Annotated in this window: 13 protein-coding genes and 2 pseudogenes; 9 read left to right on the top strand and 6 right to left on the bottom strand. The window is 36.0% G+C overall.

Going from position 1 to position 11,237, the window contains the following annotated elements; translation table 11 throughout:
• Positions 1 to 667: 667 nt before the first annotated feature.
• The 3 genes and pseudogenes from ddlA to KUG37_RS14110 form a co-directional block, all read right to left on the bottom strand.
• The gene (gene ddlA / locus KUG37_RS14120; protein ID WP_216938038.1) at positions 668 to 1,759 is read right to left on the bottom strand and encodes a D-alanine--D-alanine ligase; all 1,092 of its coding nucleotides are present in this window, start codon (positions 1,757 to 1,759) and stop codon (positions 668 to 670) included.
• Positions 1,760 to 1,836: 77 nt separating this feature from the next.
• Positions 1,837 to 3,000, bottom strand: a pseudogene (locus KUG37_RS14115) (IS3 family transposase).
• A 75-nt stretch (positions 3,001 to 3,075) separates the two neighbouring features.
• A complete protein-coding gene (locus tag KUG37_RS14110) occupies positions 3,076 to 3,342 on the bottom strand; it encodes a mobilization protein (RefSeq protein ID WP_088749624.1) in 267 nt (88 codons plus the stop codon).
• A gap of 209 nt (positions 3,343 to 3,551) precedes the next feature.
• Here KUG37_RS14110 and mobQ point away from each other — a divergent pair, with 209 nt between their 5' ends.
• The 6 genes from mobQ to KUG37_RS14080 all read left to right on the top strand — a co-directional run bounded on the left by mobQ (position 3,552) and on the right by KUG37_RS14080 (position 8,593).
• Entirely contained in the window at positions 3,552 to 4,988 is a 1,437-nt protein-coding gene (mobQ, locus tag KUG37_RS14105; protein ID WP_216938036.1) for a MobQ family relaxase, read from the top strand.
• 516 nt (positions 4,989 to 5,504) lie between these two features.
• Positions 5,505 to 6,398 (top strand): replication initiation protein RepM, encoded by an 894-nt coding sequence (gene repM, locus KUG37_RS14100; protein WP_004734502.1) that lies wholly within the window; start codon positions 5,505 to 5,507, stop codon positions 6,396 to 6,398.
• Positions 6,399 to 6,461: 63 nt separating this feature from the next.
• Positions 6,462 to 7,025, top strand: coding sequence for a plasmid replication DNA-binding protein (locus KUG37_RS14095; protein ID WP_216938034.1), 564 nt, complete (start codon positions 6,462 to 6,464; stop codon positions 7,023 to 7,025).
• 263 nt (positions 7,026 to 7,288) lie between these two features.
• Entirely contained in the window at positions 7,289 to 7,708 is a 420-nt protein-coding gene (locus KUG37_RS14090) for a hypothetical protein (protein ID WP_216938032.1), read from the top strand.
• 356 nt (positions 7,709 to 8,064) lie between these two features.
• A complete protein-coding gene (locus KUG37_RS14085; RefSeq protein WP_000246755.1) occupies positions 8,065 to 8,310 on the top strand; it encodes a type II toxin-antitoxin system RelB/DinJ family antitoxin in 246 nt (81 codons plus the stop codon).
• Positions 8,300 to 8,593: a type II toxin-antitoxin system RelE/ParE family toxin gene (locus KUG37_RS14080; protein ID WP_074947749.1), complete on the top strand. Its 294-nt coding sequence runs from the start codon at positions 8,300 to 8,302 to the stop codon at positions 8,591 to 8,593. Before KUG37_RS14085 ends, KUG37_RS14080 begins: the two co-directional genes overlap by 11 nt.
• An 81-nt stretch (positions 8,594 to 8,674) precedes the next feature.
• On the opposite strand, the gene KUG37_RS14075 is transcribed toward KUG37_RS14080, so the two are convergent.
• The 3 genes and pseudogenes from KUG37_RS14075 to KUG37_RS14920 all read right to left on the bottom strand — a co-directional run.
• Positions 8,675 to 9,133, bottom strand: coding sequence for a hypothetical protein (locus tag KUG37_RS14075; RefSeq protein WP_216938030.1), 459 nt, complete (start codon positions 9,131 to 9,133; stop codon positions 8,675 to 8,677).
• Positions 9,133 to 9,450: a hypothetical protein gene (locus tag KUG37_RS14070; protein WP_216938039.1), complete on the bottom strand. Its 318-nt coding sequence runs from the start codon at positions 9,448 to 9,450 to the stop codon at positions 9,133 to 9,135. Before KUG37_RS14070 ends, KUG37_RS14075 begins: the two co-directional genes overlap by 1 nt.
• Before the next feature lie 6 nt (positions 9,451 to 9,456).
• Positions 9,457 to 9,762 (bottom strand): annotated as a pseudogene (locus tag KUG37_RS14920) (hypothetical protein); the annotation flags it as partial.
• 88 nt (positions 9,763 to 9,850) lie between these two features.
• Between KUG37_RS14920 and KUG37_RS14060 the strand changes: the two are divergent.
• From KUG37_RS14060 to KUG37_RS14050, 3 genes are all read left to right on the top strand, one after another.
• On the top strand, positions 9,851 to 10,219 hold the full coding sequence (locus KUG37_RS14060) for a hypothetical protein (RefSeq protein WP_216938029.1): 369 nt from the start codon (positions 9,851 to 9,853) through the stop codon (positions 10,217 to 10,219).
• A gap of 275 nt (positions 10,220 to 10,494) precedes the next feature.
• Complete coding sequence (locus KUG37_RS14055) at positions 10,495 to 10,782, top strand: BrnT family toxin (RefSeq protein ID WP_216938027.1); 288 nt, start codon at positions 10,495 to 10,497, stop codon at positions 10,780 to 10,782.
• A complete protein-coding gene (locus tag KUG37_RS14050; RefSeq protein ID WP_086197733.1) occupies positions 10,769 to 11,083 on the top strand; it encodes a BrnA antitoxin family protein in 315 nt (104 codons plus the stop codon). The genes KUG37_RS14055 and KUG37_RS14050 overlap by 14 nt, the downstream gene beginning before the upstream one ends.
• Positions 11,084 to 11,237 lie beyond the last annotated feature (154 nt).

Below are 11,237 nucleotides of genomic sequence, written 5' to 3'. Positions count from 1 at the left end.
CCAAGCAGACGTGCACAGAAAACAGCAATCAAAGAACGAAATCTGAATCCTGTGCTTGACTTGGAAATGTCCATATAGGACATTTCTATTTGGTTATTAGGTAGGACATTTCTACTTGGGAATAACAGCTTTTTTAAATATTTATACTTATCAAATACTTAAATAAATAAACCCCAAACTATAAAGATCAAAAAACACACGAGTTGTTAAAGCATCTGTTTTTTGATCATGTTTGTAATGTCTCGCCAATAAAATTGATCTCTTTTTATTCAAATTGAGGGTTTTTTCAATGTTCCCGGTCTTCCCAGGCGTCACACGACTCAAGGTTTGTCATTTGCGACCCATAGAATGTCATTGAACGAAACATAAATTGTCATAAAAAAATTCTCAGTAGAGGACAGGTTTTTTATAACACTGACTTTTTTAGAAAATTAATATTTTCTAGATTCTGATAGGTTGTAATTTTTAAAAGGATTATCAAAATAGTTAAATAATTAAAATATCTTATTGTAATTGTGGAACATTGCTCAAGGAATAGGCGGAAAACATAAAAAATCAATAAAGAGCCGTTCCAGTGTGCTGAACCCTGAAAAGACTCAAGTTAAGCATATGATTTATATAAGATAAAATAAATAATTTCATATAACATGTATTATGTTGATTTTAGCTAAAATACTGTATTTTGAATTTTTTTCTGGTCTCGATGATGCTCAATAGCCAATTCGATTAAACAAGTGATCAAGTTTGAATAGCTCAATCCACTTTCTTCCCATAACTTAGGGAACATACTTATATTCGTGAAACCCGGTAAAGTGTTTATTTCATTAATAAATACAGTTTCATCTTTTGTTAAAAAAACATCAATTCTTGCAAGTCCTGTACATTCCAGAATTTCATATGCACTGATAGCTATATCTTGAATTTTTTTACTTAACTCAGTTGATATATTGGCTGGTATTGTTACCTTTGCGCCTTTTTCATTAATGTATTTTGTTTCATAAGAATAGAAACTATCTGATAATTCGATCTCACCACAGACACTAGCAATAGGTTTGTAATTTCCAATAACAGCACATTCTATTTCTCTACCATCAATACCTTTTTCAATTAATACCTTATTATCATAGTTGAATGCTGTATCCAGAGCTATTTCAAACTCTTCTACAGTATTTACTTTACTGACACCAACTGATGATCCTTGATTAGCAGGCTTCACGAATAATGGTAACCCTAACTTGGAGCAAGCAACTTTAAAATCTATATTTATTCTATTTTGTTTGGTTAATTTTATATATGGTGTAACGTTTAATCCTGCATCTCGTAATAATCTCTTTGATACATCTTTATCCATACATATAGCAGAACTTAATACTTGAGAGCCTACAAATGGCAAATTTACCATTTTTAATAGCCCTTGCAATGAACCATCTTCTCCAAGTGTTCCATGAACAATAGGAAAAATTACATCTAGCTGTGATATGGCTTTATTTTGAAATTCAATAACTTGTTTTTCACTTTTTCCAGGAATAAAAGCTACATTTCTTCCAGATGGATGTAAGGCTATAAGGTTTGGATCATCTGAGTTTTGTAGAAATTGAGTACTTTCATTAAGATGCCAAATCCCATCTTTATCTATTCCTATCAGTGTCACATCAAATTTTTCTTTATCTATAGCATCAACAATATTTCTTGCAGATTGAAGGGATACTTCATGTTCTGTTGATTTTCCTCCAAATATAATTCCTACATTTTTTTTCATTTTTTTCCCATAAAAAAATTTATCAATAACAACATACTACTGCAATAACTTAGTGTCATTGAATAGCCACCAAAATTCTAGACACACATAACCATCTTTTGATGGGCCTTTTCATAATCTAATGGAGAACGTTGTCCATTGGAACCATGTCTTCGTTTTGAGTTATAAAACATTTCAATATATTCAAATATATCCGCTCGAGCATCTGATCTAGATACGTAAATTTTCTTCTTAATACGCTCCCGCTTCAGCAACTGAAAGAAGCTCTCAGCAACAGCATTATCATGGCATGAGCAGTGTACTGCGCAAGTCACGACTCATACTACATTCCAGATTATGTTGTTTAAGGAATGCTTGCCATTCATGGCTAGTGTATTGGCTGCCTTGGTCAGAGTGGATCAGAACTTTATTCTTTGGTTTTCTCCGCCATAGCGCCATCAATAATGTAGCTAGCACCAGATCTGTAGTCATTCTTGATTTCATAGACCAGCCAACAACAAGACGTGAAAATAAATCAATCACCACAGCAAGATATAACCAACCTTCATGTGTACGAATGTACGTAATGTCAGTTACCCACCGCTGATTAGGCTGAGTTGGATTAAACTGTCGTTCTAAGGTGTTTGCGGAAACAATACTTGGCGTACCTGCATAAGATCTAGGCTTGCGATAGCCGCGCTGTGATTTAAGCCCATCCGCTTTCATTAACCGATGTACCCGGTTGATACCGCAATTTTCGCCAGCGTTTTTCAAATCACAGTGAATCTTGCGATAGCCGTAGACTCCTCCAGATTCCAGCCAAAACTGTTTAATCAAGCCTGCAAGCTGTTGCCGTTTCTTTGTAGTTTTACTCGTGGGTTGCTTTAACCATGCGTAATAACCACTGTGATGAACATCTAGAGTCGAACATAAACGACGAACAGGCCATATACGCTGATTGTCCTGAATAAAGGCATACCTCATTTGGACTGGCTTGCGAAGTACACCGCGGCTTTTTTTAATATGTCCCTTTCTTCGGTAACCCATTGCAGCTCCTTTTTTAGCTTTGCCAATTCTGAAACTGCATCCCTAGAGTCTGTGATTTTAGGTTCCTGAGGATCATAACGCTTGATCCAGGCATAAAGACTATGCGTGGTTGTACCTAAACGTGTGGCCACTTCAGACACGCTATGACCTTTTTCAGTCACTTGCTTTACTGCTTCAATTTTGAATTCTTCAGGATATCGTTTGCTACTGCTCATAAACACCTCGTTAATTAGCCATTTTATCTAACTAAAGAGTGTCTACAAAATCGGTGGCTATTCATCTCTCAAAATTTATAAATTAAAAAGCTTTCGGTCACGCTCATCTGTTAAATACTTATCCATCTGAGCAATTAGTTTAGCTCTGGCTTGTTCATCATCTTCGGTGATTTTTAGCATACAGGATCCAATTAAAATTTTGCGTCTAGTATCATCCTTTCGAGCCTGTTCTTTCTCTTTAGCACGTTCTCTTGCCAGTGCTGCCTGTCTTTGAGCTTTAAGCTGTTTCAGCTTTTCTTCCTGGGCTTTAATTTTGCTATCTAGTGTTTCAGTAACGCTCATTAATCCAATACCATCATCCTGGGAAACCATCCCTAACATAAGCGCACTTGAATATGCATTCAAGGTGCTATATGTATAGTAATGTTTTCCTCGAAGAAAGCACTTATGCAAACTTCGTTTGCAAGTCCGATTGGGGTCTCCCCAATACCCCGACAACCGTATTCACGGTTGTATTTCACTACGTGAAAATTTAAAAGCGAAAAATAGGCATGGCGATTTACCACTTTTCAGTTAAAACCGTAGCAAGATCAGCAGGGCGTTCCGCCACTGCTGCGATTGCCTATCGAGCAGGTGAAAAGATCTATTGTGAACGTGAAGGCCGAGAACATGACTACAGCCGAAAAACCGGTGTGGAATACAAAGAAATTTATTTACCCGAAGGTGCACCAGAGCATTTAAAAAATCGAGAAAGACTCTGGAACGAAGTTGAACAACGGGAAACCCGAAAAAACTCGACTGTAGCCAGGGAATTTGAAATTGCCTTTCCAAGTGAACTGAACCAGGAACAACGTCTGGCCATGCTCGAAGAATTATGTGCCAGCATCGTGGAAAGACATCAGGTAGCCGTTGATGCCTGTATCCATGCACCGCATACTGGATCCGGCAGTGATGAGCGCAATTATCACGCCCATATCCTAATGAGCACACGCAAACTTACGCCAGAAGGCTTCACCGAGAAAACCCGGGAACTGGATCAGAAACACAGTGGAGAAATCGAACACTGGCGCGAACACTTTGCCGATATCTGCAATATGCACCTGGATCTGGCCGGATCCACCGCCCGGGTCGACCACCGCAGCTACAAAGACCAGGAGAATGGCCTGGAAGCCACCCTGCACGAAGGACCGAAAGTCACCGAACTACGTAGAAGAGGCATCGAAACAGAAATCAGCCGAACCAATGATGAAATCAAAGAAAGAAATCAGGCTCAGCTGCAATACAGCAAAAATATGGACATGCTAATTGCTGAAAATGAAATAAAACTCAGCACATTGAAAACAGAACAGCAGACTCAGATCAAAAATAGCGCTAAAACGCCACCAATTGACGAAAAATTCCTATTTGAACAAAAACAGCGAGAAACCCTAGTCAAACTGCTACAAGGCGAAATAAGTGCAAAAGAGACGAATCTAGACCTGGATTTTATGCAGGATGTTTTAAAAAAGGCTGAAAACACCCTGGGCAAGATGCAAAAACATCAAAACGAGTTTAGTCAGCAGCTCGCCCAAGACATCGTGAAAAGCGGACTCAAACAAAGTCATGACAGATTGCAAAGCCTGGTGGATCAACACAACGAATTAACCCAGAACAAACCCTTACTGTTTGGAAAAAAAGCCTGGGAAGCACAACGTGATGCGATTTACCAGGAACATAAACAACTGAAAGGCAGACATGAATACCAGAAAAAAAATGGTGTGAAGGATTTATTGGAAAACGAAAAATTCAAAGAACATGCCTGGAAACAGTACCAAAAGCAGCACCCAACCAAAGCCGAGCAATACCAAAACTTATATAAAAACTATCGGACCATCAAAACCTGTGTGGATGAGATCAAAGCAGAACAACAAATGAAACTTAGACAAGAACAACAGCTCAAAGCAAAGCAACATGCGCCAAAAATGAAATCTCGTGACATGAGTCGATAAACAGAGCGAGTGTCTACGAGCGAACTGAAAAAATTTGCTTATCCCTTTCCCTGATTACAAGCTCCCTATCCATCAATCACCTACTTTACAGAGCATCCCGAATGGGTGCGAATTTTTCAAGTTTGATTCCTAAACCGAGCGTAGCGAGAAAAAAAAGCTCATGAGCGAAGCGAATTCCGAGTTGCTTTTGCTTTTTCTAAAAGTCACGAAAACATTAACCAAAAATTGCCCCGACGAATCGAGCGAAAGCGAGATTCAATAGAGTTTGAGCGAAGCGAAAACCAAGGGCAATTTTTTAAATTTCCTTTTTTAATTATTTTTAAATCTTTTAAATCTTTTCAGCCCTCTGTATGCCTTTAGTAGCAATGGTTTCAGCATTTAAATATGACGGATTGACTACTAACTATGACGGATTGACTACTAACTATGACGGATTGACTACTTAACTATGACGGATTGACTACTAACTATGACAAGTATATATTTGTCATATATTAAAAATTAAATGGTTTTATTTTGGATAAGAATCAAGTTGTAAAATCAAATCAAGTTATAGAAGCTTCATATCAATTAAGTGCCGTAGAGCAACGTATTGTCTTAGCAGCCATTTCACGTATTCCAAAGAATCAACCCATCACAGATGATGAGTTATACCCAGTGAGTGTTAATGAATTACAGCTCCTAGGAGTACACGAGAAAACAGCCTATAGAGATTTAAAAGAAGGAATTAATAGACTTTATGAAAGGTCTATCAACCTCTCTGTGGACGATAAATCTATCAAAATGAGATGGGTACAAGAGGTTCAGTTTTTAGATAGTCAAAGTGTCATTGGTATTCGCTTTTCAAAACCAATTTTGCCTTTTATATCCAACCTAAGTAGAGAATTTACGAAATATGCTCTATCTGATATCGCAGGTATCAACAGTGGGTACGGTATCCGTATCTATGAGTTACTGGTGCAATACAGACAAATAGGTAAGCGTGAAATCTCTGTTGATAATCTACGAACCATGCTGGAACTAGGTAAAAAGTATCCGTTATTTGCTGATTTTAAAAAAAGGGTAATTGATACTGCTGTAGATCAAATAAATGAATACAGCCCTTTACGTGTGACGTATGAGCAGAAAAAAACAGGTCGTAAAGTTACTCACATTACTTTTTCTTTTAAAGAAAAAACAAAAAGTATTGGTCAGGAAAGTACAGACATACCGAAAGAGTTTTATAAGTTAACAGATGCTCAGATAAACATGTTTGGTAATCAACTATCGCGTCTACATGAACTTTCTCATCTAGCACGTGAGGGTGAGAGCTATGAAATATTAGCTTCAAAAATCAAGGAAAAACTTAGAGATCCAAAACAACAGAAGCAGTTTTTACCTTACTTACGGAACTTAGGCTTCAAACCTTGAGTGTATTGAAGAATACACTTATTGTATTCTTCAATACGTATCTTAAATACACAGTAATACACTATGAAAACAAGTACAAAATACAGTGTTAGTGATGCTGCCACACTGTATAAAAAATCTAGAGCGACACTTTATAAAGATATAAAAAATGGGGTATTAAGCCGTGATCATGATGGCTTTATAGACTTTTCAGAATTATTGCGTGTATATGGTGAACCGTTTTCTGGAAAACAGACAAAACGTATTAATACATCTCCAATACAAAATCTGGATACACCCGAATACACTGATAAAACAGTAGTAGAGTTAAAAAATCAGATCGACTTTTTAAAGAAACAATTAGAAAAATCAGAAGATAGAGAGGCTAAAGCTAATGCTCGTATCGATACGCTTCTTACACTAATTGAAATGAAGCCACCTAAAACTAGTAGTGAACCTAATAAAGAGAATATTGAAAGTAATATTTCGCCAAACCCAACTGATATGGCAACAAATATTCAGTTAAAGCAGGTTAAAGAGGACGGATTGACTACTACAGAGAACAAACGTATCCCTATTCCAGAACATGTTGAGCCTGAACCTAAAAAAAGGGGCTTCCTGAGCCGTTTTTTCCTTCCTTATGGTTAGCCAGGACTCCAATTTTTTGATGAGCCAATTTCAGTGCAAGCACATGAAATAATGACTCATCAAAAAACCGGATGAGGTTTAATAAAACTGAACAAAACCGTGGAACATTGCTTATTTATTGAGCGTGGAACACGAAAAATCACTAAAACAGCCTAAGAGTAACTGCTTAGGCTGTTTTAGTGCACATAAGACTATGATTTATATGAAATAAAAAAATGCATTTCGTATAAGGTGTATTATGTTAATTTTAGGAAAATTTAAGAATGAAACAAATAGGAATTTTCTTTTGTTTGAGTATGCTTGCTGCATGTAATCCACTTAATGAAAAAAGTGAATCAAATATAATTATTCCACGTATTGAACATACAAGTGATGCGGATAATGCAAGTTACACTGAAGGCAAAATTATTACACAAGGTCAGTGCTTATATTTAGAATTTTTAGATGGGTCTAAAGTCTTTCCTATTTTTGCTACAAAAACCGCTAGTTGGGATGAAAAGAATAAAAGTTTAAACGTAAACTCGGAAACTTATTTATTAGGAGATAAAGTTGCATATGGTGGAGGAGAATCTTTTCCTCTTAAAAAAAGCAATTATTCATGGAAAGTAGAGGTAAGTGATACTTGCGATATATCTCAAGCAATTATTATTAATAAAATTTTTAAACCTCTTAATCCTAATTAAAAAATCAAAAATTAAAATTTAGGGGTAATAATGAATAATTCTGAACGATTAATTACAGCATTTTACTACTCCGTGGGTGGGATCATCCTAGGTCTAGGACTAGCAATATTTTCCTCTCTATATCTAGGCTCTACGGTCAGTTCACCTAAAATTGTAATTTTTACAGTAATCAGTTGCTTCGTTATAGGTTATTTATTTCCTAATATGGTTAGCACTATTTTTAAATGGGTTTGGAGAATTTTTGTTAATTAGGCTCTACATCTACTCCCATTTAACATAATGGCTGTTATGCGAAGTCGACTTGTAATGCAATTTGCATTACAGTACTCCTAGTACATTAAACACTTGGAGATATGATGGCTACCGTTAACTTCAGGATCGATGAAGCCCTTAAAGAAAAATCCTATTCCATCCTTAAAGAGCAAGGTATTGCACCTACGGATTTCTTCACCAGTATTCTTGAATATGTTGCTACGACTGGGAAGCTGCCCGTCAAAAAAGCTTTGCTTTCAGAAGAGGATGAAGAGTTACTGGCTCTTGTCCGTAAACGCATTAATGATCCTAAAGAGATGTTTGAGGAAGTCACATTAGATGACTTATAAGCTTTTACGTCACAAGGACTTTACAGCAGAATGGGAAAAACTCCCTAGCGCTATACGAGATCAATTTAAAAAGAAACTAGCCAAAGTCATAGAGCAGCCCCATATTCCAAAGAATATGCTTAGAGGCGATCTTGCAGGCTGCTACAAAATTAAATTATTAAAGGCTGGAGTTCGATTAGTTTATCAAGTCAAAGATGATCAAGTAGTTATCCTACTTATCACCGTTGGAAAACGAGCTGACAGCATAGTTTATGACGAAGCAAAAAAGCGTATTAAAGACTAAAAATGGGAGCTATAAGCTCCCATTTTTGACTTCGCATAAGGTGTATTATGTTAATTTTAGGTAAATTGAGTAATTACTATTTTAAGGTCCACTACCCAATTCTGTAATTAACCAATCTGAGTGAGGGGATTTTTTCACAAGAGTAATAAATAAAATATTGTCACCTACTGGACTGCCAGCATCATCTGTATACAAGACTTTAATTTTTATCATCACTGAAATAATTTTATAAAACTGTTGATAGTACTCAGGTCTACCTTTCGCTGAATCATAATTAACCCTTATTACTTCTAGAGTTTTTGAGTCTTTGAAAGAGAGAAACCTTTCAGGACTTTTTAACTCTCCATATAATCGCTCATCGGGCCAAACATATTTCAGTGCTGATTTTGAATCGCTTTTGGAGAGTGAATTTAAGAAAAAAGTCGTTGTTTGTGCAGCCATTTCTTTATCATGAGTTGACTTTTTTTTGTACGAATTAAAGACTAGAAGTAAGCATAGGCCTATAAGTAAGATTCCAATTTTTATAAATATTTTAGACATTATGACTTCACTTTTATCTTTCGAAGAAATAAATAACAGACTAAAAGACACACAAGCCAAAATAAATAATCAAGAATAAAATATAAAAAAATGAATTGATCTAAACCGACAATAAGAGATAAAGGATCTATACCTATACTACCGCCTGGAGATATTTCACCATCTACTAAAAACTGTAATGGAAATCCTCCTCCTATGACTTCAACTTTTCCAAGTCTATCTACTACTATACGGTCAATTAAAATATATTTCTGATAAAACAAAGATATATAAGTAAAAGCAAATGCTAAACAATTAAAATAAATTATCTTTTTCATAAATAATTCTTTAACTTTAAAATCAGTTAAAAATAACCAATAAGACAAGCCTGGAATTAGAGCCATAAAGATAGTCCAAGTGTCGGTATACATCTTCTACCATTCTTTCAAAACTTCTCCTGTATGGCTCCATCCAAAAAGAACAAAAAATGGCATAGCAATAATTAAAGAGCTAATACAGATAGTTAGCAAATTAAGAGTACTATAACGATTTAAAAGAATTGAGAACATAAAGCTAAAAGGTACTGTCAAAATACTATAAGCTAAGTAAACAAGACCATGCCCTGCAAAAACCACAAAAATCGAATATAGACACAGTAATACTCCTAATGCTAATGATCGTGCCACTGGCAATGCGCCAAGTCTCCCTTATGGAACTCCTCCTAAATGGGCGAAAAGGATGATTGCTATTAATAATAATCCTGCATATTCACGAGAAGATAAAATCCCAAAGTTAGTTGCTTTGTTGAAACAAAATGAATCGAATCCCGATGCATTATATTCAATTCTTATATCACTGACTGTATTAAACCCAATTGAGGTGGCAGACGCTGTTATTCCTTATTTAAAAAATACAAATCCAAGGGTTCAAATCGCAGCTTTTGGTGTTCTTCATAATGCTTCACTACCTACTCAGAAAGAGCATAAACTTAAGCATTCACTTTCAGAGAATGAAGCTGTCCGTAAGAGGATTGCTAAGGCCATTAATGAGCTTAAAGAAAACCCCCTTACCACAGATGAAGTAAAGCAAGCATTAATTTCTGAATAGCCAGCAATTCTGTAGACACTTTTTAGGTAAATACAACTCGATTTAACATAATAGAGCTTATACGAAGTACACTTGTATATTAATTGGAATATCAATTACTTATTAAAATCAGAAAAATCCCAAAATGACCTAAAAGCCGCTTTTGAAACAAGTCGGTTTTTTTATGAGCGGTTTTGATAGTTCTTGCCAATAAATCTGACTAAAAATCACGCTTCTCAACTTGAGCAATACAATTTTGTGATACATTATTGTATATACAAATTTGAATGTTTTTTATGGAACAGTATTTCGAATGGGATGAGGCAAAGAATCGAAAGAATCAGAAAAAACATGATGTTTCTTTCGAAACTGCAAGCCTTATTTTTGAAGATCCGCTGAGGATCTCAATCCAAGACAGACATACCGATGGTGAAGAACGTTGGCAGACCATTGGAAAAGTAAAAGGCATACTAATGCTACTAGTAGCCCACACCATCTTTGATGAAGATGACTGTGAAATCATACGAATAATTAGTGCCAGACAGGTAACTAAGGCGGAGCGAAATCAATATGAGCATGGTTAGATATACACGCAAAGAGCTGAATGAAAATTTCAGTAACAAGCAAGATGCTGAAATTGAACGCTTGCTTGCTAAGGGAACGGTTCCTGACGATCAGCTAGATCTATCAGATATTCCTGAAATTACAGACTGGAGTAATGCTATTCGTCATGGGCAATTTTATCGTCCAGTGAAGCAACAAACCTCTGTTCGTCTTGATGCTGATGTACTGGCATGGTTAAAAGCACAAGGGAAAGGCTATCAGACACGCATGAATAAAATTCTACGTGAAGCAATGTTAAAAGATTTAAAAAATCATCAATAAAAATGGGAGCTTAGGCTCCCATTTTTGTGTTATTCCCAAGTAGAAATGTCCTACCTAATAACCAAATAGAAATGTCCTATATGGACATTTCCAAGTCAAGCACAGGATTCAGATTTCGTTCTTTGATTGCTGTTTTCTGTGCACGTCTGCTTGG

The organism is Acinetobacter sp. BY419 (genome assembly GCF_019038395.1).
Taxonomy (GTDB): domain Bacteria; phylum Pseudomonadota; class Gammaproteobacteria; order Pseudomonadales; family Moraxellaceae; genus Acinetobacter.
The sequence above is the reverse complement of the archived record's forward strand: the minus strand, read 5'-3'. Positions and strand labels throughout refer to the sequence as shown.

Excerpts from the sequence above, each read along its gene's own strand:
- ddlA (WP_216938038.1), bottom strand. The coding sequence starts at position 1,759 with ATGAAAAAAAATGTAGGAATTATATTTGGAGGAAAATCAACAGAACAT.
- KUG37_RS14110 (WP_088749624.1), bottom strand. The coding sequence starts at position 3,342 with ATGAGCGTTACTGAAACACTAGATAGCAAAATTAAAGCCCAGGAAGAA.
- mobQ (WP_216938036.1), top strand. The coding sequence starts at position 3,552 with ATGGCGATTTACCACTTTTCAGTTAAAACCGTAGCAAGATCAGCAGGG.
- KUG37_RS14095 (WP_216938034.1), top strand. The coding sequence starts at position 6,462 with ATGAAAACAAGTACAAAATACAGTGTTAGTGATGCTGCCACACTGTAT.
- KUG37_RS14090 (WP_216938032.1), top strand. The coding sequence starts at position 7,289 with ATGAAACAAATAGGAATTTTCTTTTGTTTGAGTATGCTTGCTGCATGT.
- KUG37_RS14085 (WP_000246755.1), top strand. The coding sequence starts at position 8,065 with ATGGCTACCGTTAACTTCAGGATCGATGAAGCCCTTAAAGAAAAATCC.
- KUG37_RS14080 (WP_074947749.1), top strand. The coding sequence starts at position 8,300 with ATGACTTATAAGCTTTTACGTCACAAGGACTTTACAGCAGAATGGGAA.
- KUG37_RS14075 (WP_216938030.1), bottom strand. The coding sequence starts at position 9,133 with ATGTCTAAAATATTTATAAAAATTGGAATCTTACTTATAGGCCTATGC.
- KUG37_RS14070 (WP_216938039.1), bottom strand. The coding sequence starts at position 9,450 with ATGAAAAAGATAATTTATTTTAATTGTTTAGCATTTGCTTTTACTTAT.
- KUG37_RS14060 (WP_216938029.1), top strand. The coding sequence starts at position 9,851 with ATGATTGCTATTAATAATAATCCTGCATATTCACGAGAAGATAAAATC.
- KUG37_RS14055 (WP_216938027.1), top strand. The coding sequence starts at position 10,495 with ATGGAACAGTATTTCGAATGGGATGAGGCAAAGAATCGAAAGAATCAG.
- KUG37_RS14050 (WP_086197733.1), top strand. The coding sequence starts at position 10,769 with ATGAGCATGGTTAGATATACACGCAAAGAGCTGAATGAAAATTTCAGT.